This window comes from Pilimelia anulata, assembly GCF_014647895.1.
GTDB classification, from domain to species: Bacteria; Actinomycetota; Actinomycetes; order Mycobacteriales; family Micromonosporaceae; genus Pilimelia; species Pilimelia anulata.
In genome coordinates this window covers 354,692-379,726 of sequence record NZ_BMQB01000001.1, presented here as the reverse complement: position 1 = coordinate 379,726, position 25,035 = coordinate 354,692, and the positions used below count along the sequence as shown (strand labels likewise).

The window sequence follows — 25,035 nt, the reverse complement described above, 5'->3', positions numbered from 1 at the left end:
TGGTGCGGGTCGGTACCTCCCCGCAGGTGCAACCGGTTCGCGCGGCTACCCGAGTAGCGGTAGCAGGCGGCTGCGGCCCAGGCCGAGGACGGCAAGGGGATCCAAGTAGTCGCGTTCACGGCGCAGTCCCCAGTGGAGGCAGGCCGGACGGGCGCAGCCGCGATGCCCCGCCGCCAACCGTCCGAGCGGCCCACCGGCGACAACCTCGGTACCGGCCGGTGGTGGCCCGGTCACCGGCTCGTAGGTGGTCCGCAGTCCGTCGGCGTGCGCAACACTGACCACGCCGCGACCGGCCACGGTCCCGGCGAAGAGCACTCGGCCGGCGAGCGCCGCCCGGACCACGGCACCGCCGCGGCCACCGAGATCCACGCCCCGGTGCCCCGGCCGCCACGGCTCGGGCGGCGGATCGAACGGCCGCGCCACATCGACCACCCCGTCGAGCGGCCATCGCCCCTCCACGCCAACACGAACGTGCGCGCCGTCCACGCCACCGCGGATGTCTCCGCCGACCGCGTCGCCGCGAGAGTGTCGGTAAGAGTGCGTCGGAGCGGGGATGGCGCCCGCCGGCGCGGTCCCGACCGACCGCTCCGCCGCGACAGCCGCGGTAGCGGCGGTAGCGGTAGCGGCGGTAGCGGCGCCGGGGGTCGACTCGATCGCAGCCGAGCCGACCGCGCTGATCCAGCACATGCCCACAACCAGCGCCCGGGCCGCACGCGCCGCAGCCCGGGCCCAGCCGCCAGCGGTATCACCCGGGCCGGGGCGAGCCCGACGATCAACACCAGAACCATGATCAAAGCAGGGGCGGGGTCGTCGGAAAGGTGACAGCCGCGACGGGCGCGAATCCCCCTCCACGCGGTGATAACCGGACGGTGGAGCCGGCGCGATACGCGGAGCTGCCGGGCATGGTGTCGCAGGTGTGGGCATGCGCCCACCCTCGGCGGCCCGGGCGGACAGCACCACCCGTCACCACCCTCGCCTGTGGACAACCACCGGCCTGTGGATAACTCCCGGCTGCCCGCCGGGAGGCGCTACGGTCGGCTCAGCTCCCGAATCCGGAGTCCGACGGCAGCGAGATGTCGGGCTTCTCCAGCTCCTCGACGTTCACGTCCTTGAAGGTGATCACACGAACATTCTTCACAAACCGCGCGGGCCGGTACATATCCCACACCCATGCGTCCTGCATCTCGACCTCGAAGTACACCTCGCCGTCGGCGTTGCGCACGTGGACGTCGACCTGGTTCGCCAGGTAGAAGCGGCGCTCGGTCTCCACGACGTACGAGAACTGCCGGACGATGTCGCGATACTCCCGATAGAGCTGCAGCTCCATCTCGGTCTCGTACTTTTCGAGATCTTCGGCGCTCATCGCCCTCCGCCTTCCATGGCCCCATCTTCCCCCACGGGCGGGGTCGACCGGCGGCGCGCCGGGCGCGCCACGCCGACCGTACCCCCCAGCGCACCGACCCGTGTCGGCGGCACCGCGCCGGTCCCCCCGGCTGCGCGGGCCGCGCCCGCGACGTTGACGTACGAGAACCGGTGCTCGGAGCAGGGCCCGAGCCGGGTCAGGGCGGCGCTGTGCTCGGCCGTCACGTAGCCCTTGTGCACGGCGAAGCCGTAGCCGGGGTACAGGGCGTCCAGCTCGACCATGATCCGGTCCCGGGTCACCTTGGCCAGCACGCTGGCCGCGGCGACGCAGGCCGCCACCCGATCGCCCTTCCACACCGCCAGCCCCGGGATGCCCGCCCCGTCCACCCGGAAACCGTCGGTGAGGACGTACTCCGGGCGGACCGCCAGCCCGGCCAGCGCCCGCCGCAGCGCCGCCACGTTGCACACGTGCAGCCCGCGGGCGTCGATCTCGGCGGCCTCGATGATCACGACCCGGTGGGCCAGGCAGCGGGCCATGACCTCGTCGTACACCCGTTCCCGGGCGGCCGCGGTCAGCAGCTTGGAGTCGGCCAGGCCGGGCACCTCGCCGCGGCGGCCGGGGGCCAGCACGGCGGCGGCGGCGACCAGCGGGCCGGCGCACGCCCCGCGCCCGGCCTCGTCGGCGCCGGCCACGACGGCGAAGCCGCGGCGGTGCAGGGCGCGTTCGAGGGTGTACAGGTCGCCGTCGCGGCGCAGCAGGGTCCGGGGCGGGGTCAGCATCGCGCCTCCCCGAGCACGCGGGACACCAGGCCGGCGAGGCCCTCCGGGTACACCACGTCGGTCGTCGCCGCCAGCTCGTCGAGCGGCCACCAGCGATGCGCGTCGATGCTGCGCCGCTCCACCTCGTCGAAGCCGGCGGTCACCACGGCCAGCGGGGGCGTCCGGAGCAGGAAGAAGTCCTGCTCCTGGCAGAAGGCCCGGCCGTCGAACCGGAACCGTACGGTCTCCCGGTGCACCGGCGCGCCCAGCGCGGCGGGCGGCACCCGCAGCCCGGTCTCCTCGGCCAGCTCCCGCGCGGCACCGTCGGCCGGCGACTCGTCGGGGTCGAGGCCGCCGCCGGGCGTGAACCAGTACGGGCTCGGGGCGCTCGAATCGAAGCCGTGGAACAACAGCACCCGCTCCCGGTCGTCCACCAGCAGCACCCGCGCGGCGCGGCGAAATTCGTCCTCCATCGCACCGCCCAGCCTAATGCGCCGCCCGACCACGACCCGCGGCCGGGACCGCCCGCCCGCCCGCGCCGGCCCACACCCCGGAGCGCGACGCGCCACCGACCCCGGTAGCGCACGCGCGAGGGTCGGTACCACCGAAGGCAGCGCGGCCGGCGCCACCGGGACCGACGGCACCGGGGCCGGCGCGGCCGCGTACCCGGGCGTCAGGAGCCCTTCGGAGCCGGGACCCCGTCGAACGTCGACGGCGGGCTCAGCCAGGTCGCCCGGGAGAACGGCCAGAACAGGACGAACGCGCGCCCCACCACCGAGTCCAGCGGGATGGTCGCCACCTGGATGTCCGCGCTGCGGCCCCAGTGCTCCAGCGAGTCCCCGGACTGGGACCGGTGGTCGCCCATCACCCACAGCCGCCCCTCGGGGACGGTCACCTCGAAGTCGCGGTCGGCGGGCGCGTCCCGCTCGCCGTTCTCCTGGAACAGGTACGGCTCGTCGATCGGGTTGCCGTTGACGGTGATGCGGCCCTCGGCCTGGACGTACTTGAGCTGGTCGCCGGGCAGGCCGATGACCCGCTTGATGAAGTCCTCGCTCTCGGCGCCCGTCCGCCACTCGGACGGCGCCTTGAAGACGATGATCTCGCCGCGGTGCGGCTCCCGGAAGTCGTAGACGAGCTTGTTGACCAGTACCCGGTCGTTGAGGTCGAGCGTGTGCTCCATCGACTGCGACGGGATGTAGAACGTCTGGAGGACGAATGCCCGTACGACGAAGGCGACCAGGACGGCCACCGCCAGCAAAATGGGCATTTCACGCCAGAAGGATGACCGGCGCTTCTCGGTCTGCTCGTCAATCACCCGAGAAGCCTACGACGTGGCCCCGGGAACTTCCTGCGGGTACGCGCGGACAGCGCCCAACTGGCCACGAGCGGGAGTACCACCCCCGCGCCGACGTCGTTCCCGCCGCCGGCGGTGCCGCGCAGCGGCGCGTTGGCCGCGTTCGGCACGGCGTCGAACGTGGACGGCGTACCGAGCACGCGCCAGCTCTTGGTGGGCCAGACGATGACGAACGCCTTGCCGATGATGTTGTCGATCGGGACGAGCCCCTGACATCGACCGTCCAGTGATACGAGACGGTGGTCGCCCATGACGAACATCTGCCCCTTGGACACCACGACCTCGTCGAACCGGCGCCCCCGGCACTGGCCGCCGGCGGGGGCGTCCAGCGGGGAGTTCTCGAAGACATACGACTCGTCGAGCGGCACCCCATTGACCAGCACCCGGCCGTCGGGGTCGCAGCAGGACACCCGGTCGCCGGGCAGGCCGATGACCCGCTTGATGAAGTCCTTGTCGCCGGGGCGGGTCACGCCGACGAGGTCGCCGAGCGTCCGGCCGAACTTGGCGGCGAAGCCCAGGCCGGGCTCCGGCGGGATCTCCGGCAGCCACGAGTCGGTGCCGGAGAACACGACGATCTCGCCGCGCTGCGGCCCCTGCATGTCGTACACCATCTTGTTGACCAGCACGCGGTCGCCGACCAGCAGGGTGTTCTCCATCGACCCGGACGGGATGAAGAACGCCTGGACGAGGAACGTCCGGATCAGCACCGCCAGGCAGAACGCCACGGTCAGCAGGACCGGCATCTCCTGCCAGAGCGGCATCTCCTTGCGCCGCGCCGGCGCGGGCGCCGGGCCGGCGCGGCCGACCGGGCGGGGCCGGCCGCCGTTCCCGCCGGCCAGGTCCACCCGGGCGCGCGCGGGAACCCGGAACCGCCCGGACGTGTCGCTGTCGGCCCGCAGCGGCTCGCGGCCGACTCCCCGGCCGTTGCGGTAGTCGCGCGGCGGCGCGAGCGGGTCCGGGCGCCCGCCAGGGCCGCTGTCGAGCGCCCGCGGGCCGCGCGGCGCGACGTCGCGGTACGACCGTGGCCGCTCGGTCGCCGGCCCGCTGCCGGCCCGGTCGCCCACAGCCGGCCTGCTACCGGCCCGGTCGCCCACCGCCGGACCGTCGTCCGGGCCGTCGTCGATCCACTTGTCCACTGCCGGCCCGGTCGCGGCCGTCGCGCCGGGGCGCGTCGCGCCCTCGCGGTCCCGGCTGGCCCGGTACCGGGGCTCCCCGTCGCCGGCCGCCCGCCGGCCACCGGCCGGCGCGTCGTCGACCCCGCGCCGGCCGCCGCCGGGGGCGTCGTCGTCCGCTTCGTGGCGGCCGCGCCCGTCCACCGGTCCCGGGTCGTCGTCGTCCGCGGCCGCGCGGCGGCGCCCGCCGCGCCGGTACGCCGCGTCGCCGCCCGGCTCGTCGACCAGCAGCGGCTCGCCGTACCCGGACCGCCGGCCCGGACCGGCGCCGTCGGTGTACTCGTCCCGGCGGTGGGTGCCCGCGGCCTGCGCGTCCCACTCCAGCCGGCGCTCGCGGTACCCGCGCTGCTCCCGGTACGCCCCCGGCTCCCGGCGCGGGCGGCGGCCGTCGTCGGCGGGGCCGCGGTCGGCGTGCCGACCCTCCCGGCCGGTGCCGCCGCGGATGTCCAGTTCGCGGCCGGCCACGCCGCCGGAGCGCTCCCGGCCCTCCGGGCGCGAAACACGACTACCGCTCGGGGGTGCATCCACCGAGCGGTAGTCGTACGGTTCGCCGCGATCGTCGTCGCGGTCGGAGCGTGTGGCGGACATCGGGGTCAAGCGTAGAGCGCGAGCGTGATCATGCCCAGCCCCGATCGGTCATTGCCGATGCACTGCTCGGCCGAACGGATCAGCCGACCTTCTCGCGCAGCTCCTTGATCTTGGCGGCCTTGCCGCGCAGATTGCGCAGGTAGTAGAGCTTCGCCCGGCGTACGTCGCCGCGGGTCAGGACCTCGACCCGGTCGATCGCGGGGCTGTTGAGCGGGTACGTCCGCTCCACCCCGACGCCGAAGCTGACCTTGCGGATCGTGAAGGTCTCGCGCAGTCCGGCGCCCTGGCGGCGGATCACGACGCCCTGGAACACCTGCACCCGGGAGCGGTTGCCCTCGACCACCCGGGCGTGCACCTTGAGCGTGTCGCCGGCACGGAAGTCCGGGGTGTCGGTCCGCAGGGACTGGGCGTCAAGAGCGTCCAGCGTGTTCATCGCTGCTGTCCTCGTCGGCTCAAGGCACACCGGACCACGCGGGGCCGACATGCGTACGTATCTGGTCGCTGAGCAATTCCCAGCACTGTCCCGCCGGAAAGGGCGGGGCGGGTGGCGCGCGGCGCGAAACGGCCGCGGCAACCTCCCTACTTTGCCATACCGCCGGCCGGGGGCGGAAATCCCCCCTCGACCAATACGGCGATGTCACGTTCGTCCAGGTTCGGCCGGGCCGGTCCGGCCAACAGGTCGGGCCGCCGCCGGGCCGTGCGCCGCAGCGCCTCGTCCCGGCGCCACCGCGCGATCCTACCGTGGTCCCCGGAGCGCAGGACCTCCGGTACGTCCCGCCCGCGCCACTGCGCCGGCTTCGTGTAGACCGGGGCCTCCAGCAGCCCGGCGGCGTGCGACTCCTCCAGCAGCGAGTCGGCGTTGCCGAGCACGCCGGGCAGCAGCCGGGTGACCGCCTCCAGCATCACCAGCACGGCCACCTCGCCGCCGAACAGCACGTAGTCGCCCAGCGACACCTCGGTCACCGGCATCCGGGCCGCCGCGTCGTCGAGGACCCGCTCGTCGATGCCCTCGTACCGGCCGCAGGCGAACGCCAGCCACGGCTCGGCGGCCAGCTCGACCGCGAGCCCGTGGTCGAACCGCGCCCCGGCCGGACTCGGCACGATCAGCCGCGGCACCCCGCCACCGACGGCCGCACCCCCGATCACGCCCGAGCCGCCGGCACCGACACCGACACCGTGCTTCCCGCCGCCGTTCTCGGCACTACCGCCGCCGACCCCGCCGTCGGCGGGTGCGCCGCCGACCAGCAGGGTGTCCAGGGCCTCGCCCCACGGCTCGGGCCGCATCACCATGCCCGGCCCGCCGCCGTACGGCGTGTCGTCCACCGTCCGGTGCACGTCGTGGGTCCAGTCGCGCAGGTCGTGCACGCGCACGTCCAGCGTCCCGGTGGCCCGCGCCCGCCCGACCAGCGACAGGCTCAGCGGCGCGAAGTAGCCGGGGAAGATCGTCAGGATGTCGGCCCGCAGCCGGGGCGGCGGGGCCGTCACAGCTCGAACAGCCCGGGCGGGGCGTCGACCACGACCCGGCCGCCGGGTACGTCGACCTCGGGCACGATCGCCGCGACGAACGGCACCAGCGCGATCGCGCCGTCCGGCCGGCGCAGCACGAGCAGGTCGGCGGCCGGCGCGTGGTCGATCCGGAGCACCTCGCCGACCGGGTCGCCGGCCGGGTCGACGGCGCGCAGGCCGACGAGCTGGTGGTCGTGGTACTCGTCCGGGTCGGCGGGCGCGCCGATGTCGGCGACGGGCACCCAGAGCACGACGCCGCGGACCTCCTCGGCGACGTCGCGGTCGGTGACCTCGTCGAACGTCACCAGCAGGCGCCCCTGGTGCGGCCGGACGGTACGCAGCCGCAGCCGCTCGGGTACGACCCAGCGCCCGTCGGTGGCCGGCGGTGCCGGGGCCGGGCCGCGGGCGGTGCCGGTCAGCAGGGCGGTGCCGGGCGTGAACCGCTGCTCCGGCTCGTCCGTCCGCACGTCCACGATGACCTCACCGCGGATGCCGTGCGGACGGACGATCCGGCCGACGATCACATGCATCGGTCGCGGGCGGTTCAGTAGGCGTCGACGATGTCGACGCGCACGCCGCGCCCGCCGATCGAGCCGACGACGGTACGCAGGGCCTTCGCCGTGCGGCCGCCGCGGCCGATCACCGTACCGAGGTCCTCGGGGTGGACGCGGACCTCCAGGCGCTTGCCGCGCCGCGAGTCGACCAGCCGCACGCGCACGTCGTCCGGGTTGTCGACGATGCCCTTGACCAGGTGCTCCAGGGCCGGCCGCAGCGCCATGTCAGGCCTGCTCACCGGCGGCGGCCGCCGGCGCGGCCTCCGCACCGTCGTCGGCCTTGGCCTTCTTCGGCGCGGCCTTCTTGGCGGCCGGCTGCTCCGCGGCGGTGTCGGCCGCGGCCGTCTCGGCGGCGGCGGCAGCGGCCTCCGCACGGGCCTTCACGGCCGGGACGAGCAGCGGCTTGGTCGGGGCCGGCAGGCCCTTGAACTTCTGCCAGTCGCCGGTCAACTCCAGCAGCCGCTGGACGGCCTCGCTGGGCTGGGCACCGACCGAGAGCCAGTGCTGGACCCGCTCGGACTTGACCTCGATCAGCGACGGGTCGTGCTTCGGCTGGTAGATGCCGACGTACTCGATCGCGCGACCGTCGCGCTTGGTACGCGAGTCGGCGATGACGATGCGGTACTGCGGGTTGCGGATCTTGCCCATCCGCATGAGCCGGATCTTGACGGCCACGTGTGCTCGCTCCTGATGTCTGTGGAAGCCGAGCGTGCGACCGACACCGTGGGGTTGGCCCGGTCGAACAGCTCTGGTGGACTGGGCAGCCCGCCCGGTTCAGAGGGCTCGCGCGCGCTGCCGCATACCAACTCGTCATTCTGCCAGACGCCGCGCCCGCCCGTGCCCCACCCCCGCCATCGACCATTGCCCGACATTTCGACCGCCCGACGGGACCCGACAGGGGTCACCGCGGGGCGCGGGGTCGGTTCAGCGGGCCGAGGGCCGGTCCCAGCCGGCCGGCAGCGCGTCCGGCACGGCCCACGCCGGGTCCGGCCGGAAGTCGCACCACGTCCCGTCGAACGGGAACGCCCCGGCCTCGATCAGCCCCGCCACCCGCCGGCCCTCGGCCCACACGGCGTCCGGGTCCGGCACCCAGTACCGGTCGGGCAGGGCGAGCCGCTCGGCGAACTCGTCCTCGTCCTTCCACACCCAGGTCCGGTCCGGCAGGGCGACGATGTCGAGGTCCTGGTCCCGCATGTCGACGCCGGCCAGGCCGGCGTCGGCCCAGCGGACGGCGGGCTCCTCCAGGTTGACGTACCAGTTCTTGAACCGGTCGTCGCCGTCGAAGAACCACCACACCGAGTGCGCGGCGCCCGGCGGCATCAGCTTGAGCACGCCCGGCCCGGACCAGCGGTGCGGGTGCACCCGGTGCTCCAGCGTCACCCACTCCGCGAACGGCATCGCGCGCAACTGCCGCCCGTCCGCCGCCACGCTGCTGCCGACCGGCGCGCCGCGCGGGATCCAGACCAGCAGGCCGCGGTCGTCGTCGGCGACGACCACGGCCGTGCGGACCCAGCCGATCACCCGCGGCCGGACGTTGCGGTGGACGATCACCTCGCCCGGCGCGAACCGCCGCATCAGTACGCGCGGGACAGGACGGCCACGAGGCCGTCCTCGTCCTCGCTGTCCGGCACCGAGCCGTCGGCCCGGACCAGGCAGCGGACGGTGACGCCCTGGTTGTTCGCCTCCGCCTCGCCGGCCGCGCCCACGGCCGACCACGGCACCCGGGCCCAGCCGGAGCCGGCGGCCTCCAGCGCCTCGCCGAGCGTGCCGACCTCCACGGTCCGGGCCTCGCGGGCGGCCAGCGCCGCGTCGTACAGCGCCCGCTGGTCCTCGGCCAGCGCCCGGACCACGGCGTCGACCACGGCGTCGACCGGCAGCGGGGTCTTGCTGCCGTCGACCCGGCGGACCAGCGTGGCCCGGCCCTCGGCGAGGTCGCGCGGGCCGACCTCGACCCGGACCGGGTACCCCTTCAGCTCGGCGTCGACCGCGCGGCGGCCGAAGGCGGTGTCGACCCGGTCGTCCAGGGCCACCCGGACGCCGGCGTCGCGCAGCGCGTCGCGCAGCTTGTGCGCGGCCGGCAGCACGCCGTCGCCGTCCTTGACCACCATGACGTACGCCTGCACGGGCGCGAGCGCCGGCGGGACGCGCAGCCCGTCGTCGTCGCCGTGCACCATGATCACGCCGCCGATCATCCGGGTGGTGACGCCCCAGGACGTCGTCCAGGCGTGGCTGAGGCCCTTGTTGGCGTCGGAGTACGTGATGTCGAACGCCCGGGCGAAGTTCTGCCCCAGCTCGTGGCTGGTGCCCATTTGCAGCGCCTTGCCGTCGCCCATCATGGCTTCCAGCGGGTACGTGTGGGTCGCCCCGGCGAACCGCTCCCGGGTGGTCTTGCGGCCGACCACGACCGGCACCGCGAGCACGTTGACCATGAAGTCCTCGTACACGTCGTGCAGGATCCGCCGCGCGTACGCCCGGGCGTCGGCCTCGTCGGCGTGCGCGGTGTGCCCCTCCTGCCAGAGGAACTCGGAGGTGCGCAGGAAGATCCGCGGGCGCAGCTCCCAGCGGACGACGTTGGCCCACTGGTTGAGCAGCATGGGCAGGTCGCGGTACGAGCCGATCCACTTCGCCATCGACTCGCCGATGATGGTCTCGCTGGTCGGCCGGACGACGATCGGCTCGGCGAGCTGCTTGCCGCCGCCGTGGGTGACGACGGCAAGCTCCGGCGAGAAGCCCTCGACGTGCTCGGCCTCCCGGGTCAGGTAGCTCTCCGGGATGAACAGCGGGAAGTACGCGTTCTGCGCGCCGGTCGCCTTGATCCGGGCGTCCAGCTCGGCCTGCATCCGCTCCCACAGGGCGTACCCGGTCGGTCGGATGACCATCGTGCCGCGCACCGGCCCGTTGTCGGCGAGCTGCGCCTTGGCGATGACGTCCTGGTACCACCGGGGAAAATCCTCGGCACGCGGAGTGAGAACACGACCCATGCGGCCAATCCTATCGGCGGCGTCGACCGGGTTGCTCAGGGGCGCACGACGCGCCCGCGCAGGATGATGTGCCGCGGCGCCTGCACCACGCGCAGGTCGGCGCGCGGGTCCTCGGGGTACACGACCAGGTCGGGCAGGCCGCCGGGGACGAGGCCGGCGAAGCCCAGCCACTCGCGGGCCCGCCAGGAGGCGGCGGCGAGGATGTCGACCGGCTTCATCCCGGCCTTCTCCCGCAGCAGCAGCATCTCGGTGGCGGCGAGCCCGTGGTGGATGCCGCCGCCGGCGTCGGTGCCGACGTAGATGGGCACCCCGGCGTCGTACGCGGCGGCCACCACCTCGGGGAACCGGCGGTGCAGCTCGCGCATGTGGACGGCGTAGCCGGGGAACCTCGGCTGCGCCTGCGCGGCGATCTCCTCGAAGTTCTCGATGTTGATCATCGTCGGGACCAACGCGGTCCCGTTGCGGGCCATGGTGTCGATCAGGTCCAGCGACAGCCCGGTGCCGTGCTCGACCGAGTCGACGCCGGCCCGGACCAGGATCTCCACCGCCTCCTCGGAGAACGTGTGCGCCGCCGCCCGGGCGCCCGCGGCGTGCGCGGCGGCGACCGCCGCCCGCATCGCGTCCGCGCTCCACGCCGGCGCGAGGTCGCCGACCCCGCGGTCGATCCAGTCGCCGACCAGCTTCACCCAGCCGTTGCCGGCCCGGGCCTGGGCGATGACCGCGTCCACCACGTCGTCCGCGGTGACCTCCAGGCCGATCCCGCGCAGGTACCGGCGCACCGGCGCCACGTGCCGGCCGGCCCGGGCCAGCCGGGGCAGCTCGGGGTCGTCGTCCAGCTCGGGGTACGGCAGCGGCGAACCGGCGTCCCGGATCGCCAGCACGCCGGCGTCCCGGTCGACCAGGGCGAGCTGCCGGGCGTGCCGGACGTCGGTGACCGGCTTCGCCCCGTACGCGATCCCGATGTGGCAGTGCGCGTCGACCAGCCCCGGCAGGATCCACCCCTCGGTGCAGACGGTCTCCGCGCCGGGCAGCGGTTCGAAGCTGACGGCGTCCTCGGTCAGCCAGAGGTCCCGGACCTCGTCATCCGGCAGGACCACGCCGCGTACGTGCAAGACCACGATCCGCTCCCCATTCCTGTCGCTGCGTCCGGATCACACCGTACGGCCAGCATGATCCGCCCGGACCGCCCCGGCCGGGGCCGGCGCCGCGCCCGTACTCCCGGCAGTCACCCATCCCGCACCACCGCAACGTGCCCGGAGGGACCCCGCATGCCGCCCGCAACCCGCACCGCGCTCCGCCGACTGACGGCGGTCGCCCTCGGCGCCATCCTGCTCGCCGAGGGCCTGCACCTCGCCACCCGGCCGGCCCGCGCCGCCGACCCGGGCACCCCGCGCACGCCCGTCGCCCTCGGCCTGGCCGGCGCGGTGCAGGCGCAGGCCGTCCGCGGCGTGTCCGCCAGCCGGCGCGGCGTGGTCGCGCTGACGTTCGACGACGGCCCCTCGGCGTACACCCCGCAGGTGCTCGGGGTGCTGCGCCGGCACCGGATCCGGGCGACGTTCTTCGTGCTGGGGTACGAGGTGCGCAAGTACCCGGCCCTGTCCCGGCGGATCGTCCGCGAGGGCCACGCGATCGCCAACCACAGCCTCTCCCACCCGGACATGCGCACGCTGAGCAGCGCCAACGTCCGCAGCCAGGTCCTGCGCACCCAGTCGATCATCCGGTCGGCCACCGGCCGCACGCCGACGTCGTTCCGCTTCCCGTACGGCGCCTCCGACGCCCGCACCCGGGCCGTGGTGCAGCGCTGCGGCGTCCGGTACGTCGACTGGAACATCGACACCCGGGACTGGACCCGCCCCGGCGCCAACCGGATCAGCAACCACATCGTGAGCCACGTCCGGAAGGACCGGCTGAACGTCGTGCTCATGCACGACGGCGGCGGGAACCGGGCCAACACGGTGGCCGCGCTGGACCGCACGATCCGCACGCTGAAGTCCCGCGGCTACCGGTTCGGGATCGTCTGACCCCGCCGGGCGCCGAGCGCCGGCAGGTCGAGGGTGATCGGGTACGGGATGATCGTCTCGTACCGCTCCTCGGTGGCCGCCCCGAACTCGTACGCCCCCCGCGCCCCGCGCAGGAACTCGGTCAGCCGCACCCGGTCGCCCAGCGGGTCGAGCAGCCAGTACGCGAGCACGTCGGCGGCCGCGTACCGGCGGGCCCGGTCGAACACCTCCCGGACGGTGGCCTCGGGGCCGACGATGTCCACGATCAGCAGGGCCCCGTCCACCGGCACCGGCGAGCCGGCGGCGGCCGGGACGACGGCCAGGTCGGGGCGGGCGTGCGCGCCGCCGGCGAGCTGCAGGGTGGGGCCGGCGCTGGCCCGGTACCCGGACGGGCAGCGGGCGTGCAGCGCGAGCCGGACGTCGTCGACGAACGCGGGCGGCAGCGGCGCGGTGGGTCCCGGCCCGCCGGCCGGCGCGTCGAGCATCTCCGGCCGGCTGCCGGGCCGGCGGAGCGCCTTGTTCCTTCTGGTCACCCGCTCACCGTAGTGAGCGGTACCCGTCCACACCAGACCGGTCGGGCATAACGGCCCGAACGCGCCCGCGCCGCACCGCGCCGCGGGTCGTCCGCGGGCGGCCTCGTACGCGGCCCGTGCGCGGTCCGTGGGTTGTCAGTCCTCGTCGCGGTCCGGCTTGGCGAGCTTGTCGAAGTCCAGGTTGGGCAGCTTGAAGCCGCCGGGCGCGCCGCCCGCGGCGCCGGGGTCGAGGCCCGGCGGGAGCTGCGGCATGCCCCCGGGGAAGCCGCCGGGCAGGCCACCCGGCAGCCCGCCGGGCAGGCCGCCGCCGCGCGGGCGGCTGCCGCCGCTCTTGCCCTTGCGCTTGTTCTTCGGCGACTTCGTCGCCTTCCGCCGGCCGCCGGGCAGGCCCATCATGCCGCCCATCTGCTTCATCATCTTCTGCGCCTGAGTGAACCGGTTGAGCAGTTGGTTCACCTCCATCACGGTCACCCCGGAGCCGTTGGCGATCCGGACCCGGCGGGACCCGTTGATCACCTTGGGGTTGCTGCGCTCGCCCGGCGTCATCGACCGGATGATCGCGGTGATCCGGTCGAAGTGGGCGTCGTCCAGCTCGGCGAGCTGGTCCTTCATCTGGTTCATGCCGGGCAGCATGCCGAGCACGTTGGCGATCGGCCCCATCCGCCGGACGGCCGTGAGCTGGTCGAGGAAGTCCTCCAGCGTGAACTGCTCGCCCCCGAGCAGCTTCGCCGCCATCTTCTCCTTCTGCTCGGCGTCGAACGCCTGCTCGGCCTGCTCGATGAGCGTGAGCATGTCGCCCATGCCGAGGATGCGGCTGGCCATCCGCTCCGGGTGGAAGACGTCGAAGTCGCCGAGCTTCTCGCCGGTGGAGGCGAACATGATCGGCTGCCCGGTCACCTGCCGGACCGACAGCGCGGCGCCGCCGCGGGCGTCGCCGTCCAGCTTGGACAGCACCACGCCGGTGATGCCCACGCCGTCCCGGAACGCCTCGGCGGTGGCGACCGCGTCCTGGCCGATCATGGCGTCGATGACGAACAGCGTCTCGTCCGGGTCGACGGCGTCCCGGATGGCGGCGGCCTGCGCCATCATCTCCAGGTCGATGCCCAGCCGGCCGGCGGTGTCGACGATCACGATGTCCCGGGCGGCCCGGGCGGCGTGCGCGACGGAGTCGCGGGCGACCCGCACCGGGTCGCCGACGCCGCTGCCCGGCTCGGGCGCGAACACCTCGACGCCGGCCCGCTCGCCGAGGACCTGGAGCTGGTTGACGGCGTTCGGCCGCTGGAGGTCGCAGGCCACGAGCAGCGGCTGGTGCCCCTGCCCCTTGAGCCAGCTCGCCAGCTTCCCGGCGAGCGTGGTCTTGCCGGCGCCCTGCAGGCCGGCGAGCATGATCACGGTCGGCGGGTTCTTGGCGAACCGCAGCCGCCGCGCCTCCCCGCCCAGGACCGCCACCAGCTCCTCGTGGACGATCTTGATGATCTGCTGGGCCGGGTTCAGCGCCCCGGACACCTCGGCCCCGCGGGCCCGGGTCTTGAGCGCGTGGATGAAGCTCTTGACGACCGGCAGCGCGACGTCGGCCTCCAGCAGCGCCAGCCGGATCTCGCGCGCGGTGGCGTCGATGTCGGCGTCGGTCAGCCGGCCCTTGCCGCGCAACTTGGTGAAGATGCCGGCGAGGCGGTCACTCAGGGTGTCGAACACGGTGGTAGTCCCCCCGGGGCGGTGATCCCCTGCGTCGGCGGCGGTCGTACGGGCCAGGATATCGGCCCGCCCGCCACCGCCGCCGCACCCCGCCCGCCGAGGCCCGCTCGCCGCCTCCCGCCGTTGCCTCCCGGCCGCCGCGGCCGGGAACGTGATGACGTCCGATTCCGCGCGCCGCCGGGCGCACCCTGAAGCCGTGCTCCCCTCCCCGCCGCCCGCCGCGGGCGGCCCCGCGAACCGCTGGGCAACGCTGCCCACGGCCCACCGGGTCGGCCTGGCCGCCGGGGCGGCCGCGCTGGGCTCGGCCCTGCTGTGCTGCGGCGCCGCCGTCGTCGGCACCCACGCCCCGCCCGACGGGGTCCGCCCGGCCGCCGACACGGCCCGCTCCACGGCGTCGCCCGCCGACTCCGCCGCAACCGGCTCCCCCGTGACCGGGTCGCCGACCCTGCCCGCCGACCTCGCCGCGACCGACTCGTCCGCGGCGTCCGCCGCGGGAAGCCCGCCGGCCGGTACCACCGCGACACCCGGCGCGCTCGCCGCCCGCACCTCGACCCGGCTGGTCAGCCGGGTGCGGGCGGTCCCATACGCCCGGCGCACCGTCCGCGACGCCACACTGGCCAGCGGCACCACCCGGCTGCGCACGCGCGGCGTCGCCGGCCGGGAGCGGCTCACCCACCGCGTGACCTACGCCGGCGGCGCCGCCACCGGCCGGGCGCTCGTCCGCCGGGTCCTGCTGCGCGCACCCGTCGCCGAGTCACCGCCGTCGGCACGCGCACGGCCGTGCGGGCGTCCTGCCACTCCGGGTACAGCGGCTGCGTCCCCATCGCCAGCGACGTCGACTGCGCGGGCGGCTCGGGCAACGGCCCGGCGTACGTGCGCGGGCCGGTGCGGGTGCGGGGCAGCGACCCGTACGGCCTCGACCACGACGGCGACGGCCTCGGCTGCGAGTGAACCCGCCCCCGCGCCGGCCGGTTGTGCCTATGGTCGGGTGATCCGTCTGTCCGGAGGGAGCCATGACCGCACCCGGCGACGCCGGCTCGCCGCCACCCACTGACCCGCCGCCGCCGGCGCCCGTGGGGCAGCCGGTGTACGTGCCGTACCCGGTCCCGACCGGGCGCCCCGGCTTCGGCGTCGCCGTGGCGGTGGCCATCGCCGGCACGGCGCTGACGGCCGTCGTCGCCTGCTGCGGCGGGGCCGCCCTGCTGCCGATGGCGCTCGCCCCGATGCTCGAGGACGTGGTCGGCGAGGCGCTGGACGCCTCCGAGAGCTGCGTCGGGCGGACGTACCCCGACCAACGCCCCGACGACGTCTGCGCCGACGCGGGCGGGGGCGTGTTCCTGACGGGCCTACGGGTGTTCAGTACGCCGCTGGCGCGCGACGGCGCGGGGCGGGTGTGCACCGCGGTCACGATCGTCAACGAGTCCGGCGGCCCGCTCGACGCCCGGACGGGCTGGACGCTCGCCCCGCCGATGGGACCGACCCGGACCGCCGACCTGATCCTGCAACCGCCGACAACGAGTACCGCCGTGGCGGCCGACAGTTCCCGCGCCGGCACGCTGTGCTTCCCGCCGACGGCGGGGAGTGGGCAATGGCGACCGGTGTACGAACCGACGCAGTCGAACGGCATGCGCGGGGTATGGCAGCACCGACTGTAGTCAATAAACAGAATTGACACCGCCGACGTACCGGCGGTGTCAATTCACAATTGAGCTTTCACATTGGCGTGGAACTATCGTTCACATTGCCGCCGTCAGCGCTCAGCCGCGACCCCAGCGCTGCTCGACCCGCTGCCGCTCCTGCGCATTCGGCTGGGAGTTGGTGCACGACGGACCGGGGCCGCCGCCGGACATCAGCTCGCTGCACGGGCCCCTGTAGTTGTCCGGGAGGCCGAGGATGTGCCCGGTCTCGTGGGTGGTCACCCGCACCGAGTCGTACTGCTGGTTCTGCTTGAAGTCCAGGTGGACCTTGTTGCCCTGCACGTAGGAGCCCTGCTGGAAGTTGCCCTCGGTGTAGGTGAAGTCGGCCCGCTGGCCGTTGGAGGGCGCGAGCTGGACGTTGCGGACGGCGGCGTTCCAGATCTCGGTGGACCGCGAGATCTGCTGCGCGAAGCTCCGCGCCCGGGAGGCGTCGTAGGTCAGCGTCCTCGCCCGGCCGGTGGCCCGGTAGTGCTCCAGCGCCTCCTTGAGGACAAGCTGGAACGACGCCTCGTTGTTGGCGGCGCGCTCGGCTTCCGTGTACGTGGCGGTGGGGGTGGGAACAGCGGCCTGCGCCGGGAGGCTGGTGGCCACGAAGCCGACCAATCCCAGGCCCAGCGCGGTCGTGATCGCTGTCTTCACAGCTCGCATTGGGGGACTCCTTGAGTTTCCGATGGCCCGGAACGGGATGGGGAAATGGGGAATCCGGGCCCGACGGATGAACCGTTGGTGCCGGGTAGCCTACGGGACCTCCACCCATCGGTAATAGACCTCAATCGATTACTATGGGTTCCGCGATGGCTGGATTTTTCGGCGGCGCCGGGGATGACCCCGCACCGGCCGCTCGGACAGGGGACAAATCGCCCCACCGGCCCGCGGCCGCCCCCGCCACCGGGCAGGGTGGGCGGCATGACTGACGACCGGCGGTTCGACGGCCTGGCGGCCCTGTTCATCAACTGCACCCTGAAGCCCGCACCAGAGGTCAGCAACACCGGCGGCCTGATCGACCGCAGCCGGCGGATCATGGAGCGGCACGGCGTCCGGGTCGACACCGTCCGGGCGGTGGACCACGACATCGCCAGCGGCGTGTACCCGGACATGCGCGAGCACGGCGCGGCCAGCGACGCCTGGCCGGAGCTGTACCGGCGGGTCGAGGCGGCCGACATCCTCGTGCTCGCCGGGCCGATCTGGCTCGGCGACAACAGCTCGGTGATGAAGCGGGTCATCGAGCGGCTGTACGGCAACTCGGGCCTGCTCAACGAGGCGGGCCAGTACGCGTACTACGGCCGGGTCGGCGGCTGCCTCATCACCGGCAACGAGGACGGCGTGAAGCACTGCGCGATGAACGTGCTGTACAGCCTCCAGCACCTCGGGTACGTCATCCCGCCGCAGGCCGACGCGGGCTGGATCGGCGAGGCGGGGCCCGGTCCGTCGTACCTGGACCCCGGCTCGGGCGGCCCGGAGAACGACTTCGTGAACCGGAACCTGACCTTCATGACCTGGAACCTCATGCACCTGGCCAAAATGATCAAGGAGGCGGGCGGGATCCCGGCGTACGGCAACCAGCGCGCCGCCTGGGACGCCGGCGCCCGCTTCGACTTCGCCAACCCTGAGTACCGCTGACCCGACGGCGACGAGCGGTCATCGGATCCACCGGCCCGTCCGACGCACGATCTCCGCGGATCGATCCCGCGTGCCCGCGGCGGCTGTCCGCCGCTTCCGGGGTGGGCGCCGCGGCGCCCACCCCGGAAGGCTCAGCGGATCCGGTACGCGCGCAGGATCGTCTGCTCGGTCGTGTTGCCGGCACGGTCGGCCACGGTGGCCCGCAGCGAGGCGAAGCCGGCGGCGGCCGGGTTGGTCGTCGTGTAGCTGTACCGGCCGTTGCGCCCGGTCAGCTCCACGTCGGTCCAGGTCCGGCCGTCGTCGTACGAGAGCTGGACGGTGACCGCCCCGAGCCGCGTGGCGGCGAGCTGCTTCTCGACCCGGACCGGGACGGTGATCGTCCGGCCGGCGGCGGTGCTGTTGGCGCTGTCCAGCGCGGGCGCGTAGCGGACGGCGGTGACCGGTGCGAACACCGGCTCGTCGTCGCCGCCGGGTGCGAGCGCGTACGTCCACCGCAGCCGGGTCTCCGTGCCGATGGTCAGGTCGGGGCGGCGGGCGGTCACGTCGAGCTGGTACCGGCCGGCGCCGGGCGGCACCGGGAACTCGACCATCGAGTCGGTCGACTCGCCGATCAGCCGGCCGTCGCGGCGCAGCGTGATCGTGCCGGTGCCCCGGGTCGTGCCGACCCGGCGGGCGCCGTCGAAGTGCAGGGCGCCGGCGTTCACCCCCATGACGTTGCCCAACTGGCCCACGGCCGGCTGGTCCGGGCCGAGGGCCGGCGCCAGCACGCCGCGGTTCCACTGCTCGAAGTAGCTGCGCCCGGCGCGGTACCGCAGCGGCGCGCCCTGGTACTCGGCGAGGAAGTCGCCCGGATCGTCGCCCTCCCAGGTGGCCCCGTGCCACCGGAGCCGGGGCGTGCCGGAGTAGAAGTACTCGGTCAGCATCACCGGGCGCGGCGCACGCGAGCCGATGAACATCAGGCCACCCTGGTCGGCGCTCCACTCGGCGGCCACGCCCCGGTACCCCGAGCCGGCGCCGAGGTCGGCGACGTCCGTGGTGAGGACGGCCAGCTCGGCGCCCGCGACGTCCCGGTCGAAGCCGGTCGGGAACCGGCGGTCGAACTGCCACGCCAGGTGGTACCGGTAGGGCCGGGCACGCCGGTCGTGGGCCTCCCCGCTGGCCCGCTCGACGTGGAGCATGGACCGCAGCGCCCTGGCGTCCCGGTCCGGTCCGAGCTGCGCGGTGTACATGGGCGTGTCGTCGGCCGACACGTAGAGCGTGCTGATCGAGACGGGATTGGGCCGGTCGGTCAGCAGCGTGTCCAGGTAGAGGGTGGCCGGCTCGCTGTCCGCGTGCGGCACGCGCACGTCGATGGGGCGGGCCGGCCGTGCGTCCAGCGCGAGCACCCCCGCCCGGGCCACCGTGAACGCCGGGATCGCGAGCCAGGCGCCGGAGTCGTCGTCGCCCGCTGCCGACACGCTGGCGCCCAGCACGGTGTACGTGCCCTTGGCCAGCCGGGTCGTGGGGCCCTGGTCCGCCGCCCGCGCCACGACCAGCCGGGTGCCGCCCTGCGCGTCGGTGACGAACGCGACGCCGTTTCCGGGGCGGCCCGTCCGGTCGACGGCGGTGACGCGGATGTCGTAGCGCTCGCTGTCCCGTTGCAACCCCACCGGCGTCCGCAGGGTGCTGTCACCCGCCGTCGCGGTGACCGCCCCGGCGAAGTCGCCCAGCGCGCCGTCGATCCGGGTGTCGGCCCGGACCGCGACCTCGGCGGTCGCGCCGGGTGCGATGGTCAGCCGGTCGGTACTCAGCGTGAACATGCCCGGGCTGGCCGCCCTGCCGTCGGCGGTGGCCATGTCCAGCCGCAGCGCCAGCGTGACCGGTGCCGGGCCGGGGTTGCGGTACGCCAGCGGGGCCCCGACCGGCCGGTCGTCGTCGTGCGGCCACTCCTGCCGCGGGAAGTTGACCGACGGCGCCAGCGGCTGCACGCCGGCGCCGATCGCCCGGGCCACGTCGACCTGCCCCGCGCCCTGCGCGTGCACCGGCACGCCGTCCGTCGGGCGGGCGTGGCTGACCAGGGCGGTCTTGAGCTGCGCCCCGGTCCAGTCCGGGTGCTGCTGGGCCAGCAGGGCGGCGGCGCCGCTGACGTGCGGCGTGGCCATCGACGTACCGGACATCGACACGTACGGCCCGCTGCCCGGGCTGTGCCCGCTGCGCGCGGCGTTGATCTCCACGCCCGGGGCGGCGATCTCGGGCTTGACGGCGCCGTCCTCCCGCAGCCCCTTGGCGGAGAAGCGGGCCACGTCGCCCGCGCGGTCGACCGCGGCGACCGACAGGGCGCTGTCGGCGGTCGACGGCGAGCCGACCATGCCGAGCCCGCCCGAGTTGCCCGCGGCGACCACGAACAGGGCGCCGTGCCGGGCGGTCAGCTCGTTCACGGCCTGCTCCAGCGGGTCGGTGCCCGGCAGGTCGTCGGCGCCGAGGCTCAGGTTGACCACCCGGGCACCCTGCTCGGCGACCGCCCAGTGCATGCCCTCCAGGATCGCGCTGTCCTCGCAGTAGCTGCCGTCGCACACCCGGCCGTTCACGATCCGGGCGCCGGGCGCCATGCCCCTGCGCGACCCGCCGGCGGCGCCGCTGCCGGCCACGGTGGCCGCCACGTGGGTGCCGTGGCCCTCGGTGTCGACGGCCGGGTCGCCGGTGTCGGTACCGAAGCTGCGGGCCGCCACGACCCGGCCGGCCAGGTCGGGGTGGGTGGCGTCCACGCCGGTGTCGAGCACGGCGACCCTCACACCCGCGCCGTCGAAGCCGGCCCGCCAGGCGGCCGGTGCCCCGGTCTGCGGGACGCTGTGGTCCAGCGACACCCGGCGCAGGCCGTCCAGCCAGACCCGGCCGACGGAGCCGCGCGCGGTACCGGCGGTGAGGTCGCGCCACAGCTCGCCCGCGGCCCGGCCGCCGGCGGCGGTCACGCCCAGCCCGCCGATCGCGGCGAGCGGCCGGACGGCCCGGCCCGGCCGGGCGGCCAGGGCGGCGCGGTCGAGGCGGCGCCCGGCCGGCGGGGTGACGATGACCCGGACGGCGTCGCTGCGCCGGGCCTCGTTGCCGGCCAGCAGCGTGCGGACGTGGAACAGCCGCTCGTCCAGCCGCCCCTCGGCCAGCGGGCGCACGGCGTCGCGCGGGATGACGACGATCGCGTCGCGCGAGCGCTGCGTGTGGAACGTCATGCGGGACCGGCCCGGTCCGGGGTGGACGCTGATCCCCCCGCCGGGGCGGACGGCGACCCGGTCGCCGGTGATCAGCGTGACCGGTCGGGTCGGGGCGGTGCCCGCCACCGGCGCGCCGGTGGCGGCGGGGCGCGGGGCGGCGGGGGTAGCGGTTGCGGGCGTTGCGAGGGTGAGGGTCAGCAGTGCCGCGCCGAACGCGGCCGAGGGCATCTGTCCGAAGTGGGGTGGCAACGGTCCTCCCGGGGTGGCTGGCCTGCGGCCATCCCACCATTGAGATCCGTCGCTGCGCCCGCCTCTGTCGGTCATCCGACAGAAGCCGGGCCGGCGGCCGGGTCAGTCGGCGAGGAGCGCGTCCACGAACTCCACCGGGTGGAACGGGGCCAGGTCGTCCGGCCCCTCCCCCAGCCCCACCAGCTTGACCGGGATCCCGAGCTTGCGCTGGACGGCGATGACGATCCCGCCCTTGGCCGTACCGTCCAGCTTGGTCAGCACCACGCCCGTTACGTCCACCGCCTCGGTGAACACCCGGGCCTGCGCCAGCCCGTTCTGCCCCGTGGTGGCGTCCAGGACGAGCAGCGTCTCGGCGACCGGGCCGTGCTTCTCCACGACCCGCTTGACCTTGCCCAGCTCGTCCATCAGGCCGACCTTGTTCTGCAGCCGGCCGGCGGTGTCGATGAGCACGGTGTCGGTACCGGCGTCGATGCCCCGCTTCACGGCGTCGAACGCCACGCTCGCCGGGTCCCCGCCCTCCGGCCCGCGGACCACCTCGGCGCCGACCCGGCTGGCCCACGTGGTGAGCTGGTCGGCGGCGGCGGCGCGGAACGTGTCGGCGGCGCCGAGGACGACGCTGTGGCCGTCCGCGATCAGCACCCGGGCGATCTTGCCGCAGGTGGTGGTCTTGCCGGCGCCGTTGACGCCGACGACGAGCAGCACGGCCGGCAGGCCGTTGCGGGGGGTCGCGGCGAGCGTGCGGTCCAGCGTCGGGTCGAGCGCGGCGACCAGCTCCTCGGCGAGCAGGGCGCGCAGCTCGGTGCTGGTCCGGGTGCCGAGGACGCGGACCCGCTCGCGCAGCCGCCCGACGATCTCGGTGGTCGGCTCCAGGCCGACGTCGGCGCCGATCAGGCTCTCCTCGACCTCCTCCCAGGCGTCCTCGTCGAGGTGCTCGCGGGAGAGGAGGTTCAGCAGGCCGCGGCCGAGCGTGCTCTGCGAGCGGGCCAGCCGGGCCCGCAGCCGGACCAGCCGGCCGGCGGTCGGCGCGGGCGTCTCGACCCCCGCCGCCGGCTCCGGCTCCGCGACGGGCGCCGCCGGCTCCGCGGACGCCGCGGGCGCGGCGGGCCGGTCGGGCGCGGCGGGCTGCGCGGGCGTGCTGGGCTGCGCGGGCGCGGCGGGCGTCGGCGCCCCGGCCCGCGGCGGCGCGACCGACCCGTCGGCGGGCGGCGCCCCCGGCTCGGCGACCGGCGGCACGCCGGCCGGCGCCGCGGTCGGCGGGGCGGGCGCCTCCCCCGCCGCGGTGTCGCGGGCGGGCGCCGCGGTGGTCCCCCGCTCGGGTGCGGCCGTACCCGGTTCGGTCGTGCCCCGCTCGACCGGCGGCGCCGGCCGGTCCGGGCGGCGGCGCAGGCGCGGGGCCAGCAGCGCCACGCCGGCGACGAGCAGTACCCCCAGGAGGACGAGGACAGCGACGACGGGTTCCATGCTGAAATCCTGGCAGATCGGCAGAATGAAGGTCCCCCGGCCCCGGAGGTTGCCCCGTGCCCGAGTCGTCCCTGGTCATCGGCCCCCTGCTCCGCCGCGTCGTCGGCGACCGGGCGACCGTGTGGGTCGAGGTGAGCGCCCCGGCCACCGTGACCGTGCGCGCCGGCGCGGCCGCCGGCACCGCGCGGACCTTCACGGCGTACGGGCACCACTACGCCCTGGTGGTCGTCGCGGGCCTGCCGCCGGCCGCCGCTACGGCGTACGAGGTGCTGGTGGACGACGTACGGGTGTGGCCGCCGGCGGACCGGCCGCAGCCGCCCAGCGTGATCCGCACCGAGCGGCCGGGCGCCGGTACCCGGCTGGTGTTCGGGTCGTGCCGGGAGTCCACCCACCGGCACAGCAGCCGGGGGCTGCCGCCGGACGCGCTGGACGCGTACGCCCGCCGGCTCGCCGCCGACCGCGACGGGCCGTGGCCGGACCTGCTGGTGCTGCTGGGCGACCAGGTGTACGCGGACGAGACCTCGGACGTCGTCCGTGGCTGGCTGCGCGCCCGGGACCGGCCGGGCCACGCCCCGGCGGACCAGGTGATGACGTTCGAGGAGTACACGGCGCTGTACCGCGAGTCGTGGCGGGACCCGGAGATCGCCTGGCTGCTGTCCACCGTGCCGAGCGTGATGATCTTCGACGACCACGAGATCGTGGACGACTGGAACTCGTCGGCGTTCTGGCGGGACCGGATCACCGCCGAGCCCTGGTGGCCGGAGCGGCTGGCGAGCGGGCTGGCCTCGTACTGGATCTACCAGCACCTCGGCAACCTCGCGCCGGACCGGCTGGCCGACGACCCGGTGTACGCGCTGGTCCGCGGCGGCGGCGACGTGACCGACGCGCTGGGGCGGTGGGCGGCGGCGCCGGAGGACTACCGGTGGAGCTACCCCGTCGACCTGCCCGACGCCCGGCTGATCATGCTGGACAACCGGGCCGGGCGGGTGCTGGAACCGGGCCGCCGGTCGATGCTCGCGGAGGCGGACTGGCACTGGCTGGCCGAGCGGGCCGACCGCCCGCCGGCGCACCTCGTCCTCGGCTCGTCGCTGCCCTGGCTGCTGCCGCCCGCGGTGCACCACCTGGAGACGATCAGCGAGCGGCTGGCCGAGTCGCGGCGGCCGTGGGCGCGGGCCTTCGGCGAGCGGCTGCGGCTCGCGGTGGACCTGGAGCACTGGGGGGCGTTCCGGGCGTCGTTCGACCGGCTCGGGGCGCTGTGCGCGGAGATCGGCGCGCGGGACGACGGGCCGGCGACGATCACGGTGCTGTCGGGGGACGTGCACCACTCGTACGTCGCGCGCGTGGTGCCGGGGGTGCGCACGCCGGTGTACCAGCTCACCTGCTCGCCGCTGCACAACGACGTACCGGGGTTCATGCGGCCGTTCCTGCGGGTGGGGTGGTGGCGCACGGTGGCGGTGGCGGCGCGGGCCTGGGCGCGGTGGCTGGGGCTGCCGCGGCCGTCGGTGCGGTGGCGGCGGATGGCGGGGCCGTACTTCGACAACGCGGTGGCGACGCTGGAGCTGGCGGGGCGGACGGCCCGGGTGACGGTGGAGGGGACGACGGCCGACGGCGGGCTGCGGCCGGTGGCGTCGCTGCCCCTGCACGACCCGGAGCGCACCTGACCGCGGCCGGCGGGCGGCCGGCCGGACAGCGGCGACCGGTCAGGCGGCGCGGATGCTCTGGGTGGCGTGGGCGATGGCGCGGCGGAGGGCGGCCAGGGGGATGGTGCGGTCGTCCTCCATCTCCGTCAGGCCCAGCTCGATCCACTCGCGGATCAGGGTCGAGAACGGGATGCCGGCGCGCTCGGCGGCGGCGCGGACCCGCCGGTCGAGGTCCACCGGTAGGCGGACGCCGCGCATCACCATCGGCTCGACCTCGGCCGGTGGCGGCGGTGCCGCGTCGATCTGCTCGGCGTAATCGACGTCGCCGCGCTGGAACGCGCGCGCGGCCGCCGTGAGCTGACGCTCCGATTGCGCTCCGGTCATGCCGTCGCCTCCCACTGCTCGAACCGGGCAAGCTCACCCGGTGTCAGCTCCCGGGCACCCAGGATGAGCTGGTCGAAATCATCGACCCGGCGGACCGCCACGACAAGCGCCCGCCCTGTCAGCGTACGCCCGGCAATCGTGATGATCCGGACTCCTGCGCTGATCGCCGCGACCGGCATCCGCCGCTCCGCGCCCAGCACCTGTGTCACTTCGTACGGCTGAATCCCCCGCAGCGCTTCCAGTGCCTGCGGCAGCCAGTCGTACCCCATGTCGAGGAGTGTAAAACGCTTGCAGT

The 25,035-nt window shown here is 74.9% G+C and carries 26 protein-coding genes and 1 pseudogene; 6 read left to right on the top strand and 21 right to left on the bottom strand.

Going from position 1 to position 25,035, the window contains the following annotated elements:
- Positions 1-45: 45 nt before the first annotated feature.
- The 14 genes from IEY94_RS01710 to IEY94_RS01645 form a co-directional block, all read right to left on the bottom strand.
- Entirely contained in the window at positions 46-687 is a 642-nt protein-coding gene (locus IEY94_RS01710; protein WP_189168212.1) for a murein hydrolase activator EnvC family protein, read from the bottom strand.
- 352 nt (positions 688-1,039) lie between these two features.
- A complete protein-coding gene (locus tag IEY94_RS01705) occupies positions 1,040-1,363 on the bottom strand; it encodes a DUF2469 domain-containing protein (protein ID WP_189168211.1) in 324 nt (107 codons plus the stop codon).
- Entirely contained in the window at positions 1,360-2,142 is a 783-nt protein-coding gene (locus IEY94_RS01700; RefSeq protein WP_189168210.1) for a ribonuclease HII, read from the bottom strand. The genes IEY94_RS01705 and IEY94_RS01700 overlap by 4 nt, the downstream gene beginning before the upstream one ends.
- Positions 2,136-2,594: an NUDIX hydrolase gene (locus IEY94_RS01695; protein WP_189168209.1), complete on the bottom strand. Its 459-nt coding sequence runs from the start codon at positions 2,592-2,594 to the stop codon at positions 2,136-2,138. Before IEY94_RS01695 ends, IEY94_RS01700 begins: the two co-directional genes overlap by 7 nt.
- Positions 2,595-2,794: 200 nt before the next feature.
- Positions 2,795-3,436, bottom strand: a complete 642-nt coding sequence (gene lepB, locus IEY94_RS01690; protein ID WP_189168208.1) for a signal peptidase I — start codon at positions 3,434-3,436, stop codon at positions 2,795-2,797.
- On the bottom strand, positions 3,433-4,314 hold the full coding sequence (lepB, locus tag IEY94_RS01685) for a signal peptidase I (RefSeq protein ID WP_373291201.1): 882 nt from the start codon (positions 4,312-4,314) through the stop codon (positions 3,433-3,435). The genes lepB (IEY94_RS01690) and lepB (IEY94_RS01685) overlap by 4 nt, the downstream gene beginning before the upstream one ends.
- A gap of 1,000 nt (positions 4,315-5,314) precedes the next feature.
- Complete coding sequence (gene rplS, locus IEY94_RS01680; RefSeq protein ID WP_189168207.1) at positions 5,315-5,668, bottom strand: 50S ribosomal protein L19; 354 nt, start codon at positions 5,666-5,668, stop codon at positions 5,315-5,317.
- 146 nt (positions 5,669-5,814) lie between these two features.
- On the bottom strand, positions 5,815-6,699 hold the full coding sequence (gene trmD, locus IEY94_RS01675) for a tRNA (guanosine(37)-N1)-methyltransferase TrmD (RefSeq protein WP_189168767.1): 885 nt from the start codon (positions 6,697-6,699) through the stop codon (positions 5,815-5,817).
- A 17-nt stretch (positions 6,700-6,716) separates the two neighbouring features.
- Entirely contained in the window at positions 6,717-7,271 is a 555-nt protein-coding gene (rimM, locus tag IEY94_RS01670) for a ribosome maturation factor RimM (protein WP_189168206.1), read from the bottom strand.
- A 14-nt stretch (positions 7,272-7,285) separates the two neighbouring features.
- Positions 7,286-7,519, bottom strand: coding sequence for an RNA-binding protein (locus tag IEY94_RS01665; RefSeq protein WP_189114053.1), 234 nt, complete (start codon positions 7,517-7,519; stop codon positions 7,286-7,288).
- A 1-nt stretch (position 7,520) separates the two neighbouring features.
- Positions 7,521-7,970, bottom strand: a complete 450-nt coding sequence (gene rpsP / locus IEY94_RS01660; protein WP_189168205.1) for a 30S ribosomal protein S16 — start codon at positions 7,968-7,970, stop codon at positions 7,521-7,523.
- A 249-nt stretch (positions 7,971-8,219) separates the two neighbouring features.
- On the bottom strand, positions 8,220-8,870 hold the full coding sequence (locus IEY94_RS01655) for a ribonuclease FAU-1 family protein (protein ID WP_189168204.1): 651 nt from the start codon (positions 8,868-8,870) through the stop codon (positions 8,220-8,222).
- Positions 8,870-10,276, bottom strand: a complete 1,407-nt coding sequence (gene proS, locus IEY94_RS01650) for a proline--tRNA ligase (RefSeq protein ID WP_189168203.1) — start codon at positions 10,274-10,276, stop codon at positions 8,870-8,872. The genes IEY94_RS01655 and proS overlap by 1 nt, the downstream gene beginning before the upstream one ends.
- Positions 10,277-10,311: 35 nt before the next feature.
- Positions 10,312-11,394, bottom strand: coding sequence for an amidohydrolase family protein (locus IEY94_RS01645; protein ID WP_189168202.1), 1,083 nt, complete (start codon positions 11,392-11,394; stop codon positions 10,312-10,314).
- A gap of 150 nt (positions 11,395-11,544) precedes the next feature.
- On the opposite strand from IEY94_RS01645, the gene IEY94_RS01640 reads away from it, so the two are divergent.
- Positions 11,545-12,297 (top strand): polysaccharide deacetylase family protein, encoded by a 753-nt coding sequence (locus IEY94_RS01640; protein WP_189168201.1) that lies wholly within the window; start codon positions 11,545-11,547, stop codon positions 12,295-12,297.
- Here the strand turns inward: IEY94_RS01640 and IEY94_RS01635 are convergent.
- Entirely contained in the window at positions 12,276-12,809 is a 534-nt protein-coding gene (locus tag IEY94_RS01635; RefSeq protein ID WP_189168200.1) for a Uma2 family endonuclease, read from the bottom strand. The genes IEY94_RS01640 and IEY94_RS01635 overlap by 22 nt on opposite strands.
- 135 nt (positions 12,810-12,944) lie before the next feature.
- Positions 12,945-14,504 (bottom strand): signal recognition particle protein, encoded by a 1,560-nt coding sequence (gene ffh / locus IEY94_RS01630; RefSeq protein ID WP_189168199.1) that lies wholly within the window; start codon positions 14,502-14,504, stop codon positions 12,945-12,947.
- A gap of 154 nt (positions 14,505-14,658) precedes the next feature.
- On the opposite strand from ffh, the pseudogene IEY94_RS24200 reads away from it, so the two are divergent.
- From IEY94_RS24200 to IEY94_RS01620, 3 genes and pseudogenes are all read left to right on the top strand, one after another.
- Positions 14,659-15,246 (top strand): annotated as a pseudogene (locus IEY94_RS24200) (G5 domain-containing protein); the annotation flags it as partial.
- Between the two features lie 38 nt (positions 15,247-15,284).
- Complete coding sequence (locus tag IEY94_RS23235) at positions 15,285-15,455, top strand: hypothetical protein (RefSeq protein WP_229783228.1); 171 nt, start codon at positions 15,285-15,287, stop codon at positions 15,453-15,455.
- Positions 15,456-15,517: 62 nt separating this feature from the next.
- Complete coding sequence (locus IEY94_RS01620) at positions 15,518-16,159, top strand: hypothetical protein (RefSeq protein ID WP_189168197.1); 642 nt, start codon at positions 15,518-15,520, stop codon at positions 16,157-16,159.
- 102 nt (positions 16,160-16,261) lie between these two features.
- Here IEY94_RS01620 and IEY94_RS01615 read toward each other — a convergent pair whose 3' ends face one another.
- Positions 16,262-16,849 carry a snapalysin family zinc-dependent metalloprotease gene (locus IEY94_RS01615; RefSeq protein ID WP_189168196.1) on the bottom strand — a complete coding sequence of 196 codons (588 nt, stop codon included), beginning with the start codon at positions 16,847-16,849 and terminating at the stop codon, positions 16,262-16,264.
- A 258-nt stretch (positions 16,850-17,107) separates the two neighbouring features.
- Between IEY94_RS01615 and IEY94_RS01610 the strand changes: the two genes are divergently transcribed.
- Complete coding sequence (locus tag IEY94_RS01610) at positions 17,108-17,821, top strand: flavodoxin family protein (protein WP_189168195.1); 714 nt, start codon at positions 17,108-17,110, stop codon at positions 17,819-17,821.
- Positions 17,822-17,952: 131 nt separating this feature from the next.
- On the opposite strand, the gene IEY94_RS01605 is transcribed toward IEY94_RS01610, so the two are convergent.
- Positions 17,953-21,234 (bottom strand): S8 family serine peptidase, encoded by a 3,282-nt coding sequence (locus IEY94_RS01605; protein ID WP_189168194.1) that lies wholly within the window; start codon positions 21,232-21,234, stop codon positions 17,953-17,955.
- A gap of 123 nt (positions 21,235-21,357) precedes the next feature.
- Positions 21,358-22,716, bottom strand: coding sequence for a signal recognition particle-docking protein FtsY (gene ftsY, locus IEY94_RS01600; protein ID WP_189168193.1), 1,359 nt, complete (start codon positions 22,714-22,716; stop codon positions 21,358-21,360).
- Between the two features lie 56 nt (positions 22,717-22,772).
- On the opposite strand from ftsY, the gene IEY94_RS01595 reads away from it, so the two are divergent.
- Positions 22,773-24,377 (top strand): alkaline phosphatase D family protein, encoded by a 1,605-nt coding sequence (locus tag IEY94_RS01595; protein ID WP_189168192.1) that lies wholly within the window; start codon positions 22,773-22,775, stop codon positions 24,375-24,377.
- Between the two features lie 39 nt (positions 24,378-24,416).
- Here IEY94_RS01595 and IEY94_RS01590 read toward each other — a convergent pair whose 3' ends face one another.
- Positions 24,417-24,740, bottom strand: a complete 324-nt coding sequence (locus tag IEY94_RS01590; protein WP_189168191.1) for a hypothetical protein — start codon at positions 24,738-24,740, stop codon at positions 24,417-24,419.
- Positions 24,737-25,009, bottom strand: coding sequence for a hypothetical protein (locus tag IEY94_RS01585; RefSeq protein ID WP_189168190.1), 273 nt, complete (start codon positions 25,007-25,009; stop codon positions 24,737-24,739). Before IEY94_RS01585 ends, IEY94_RS01590 begins: the two co-directional genes overlap by 4 nt.
- Positions 25,010-25,035: the final 26 nt, after the last annotated feature.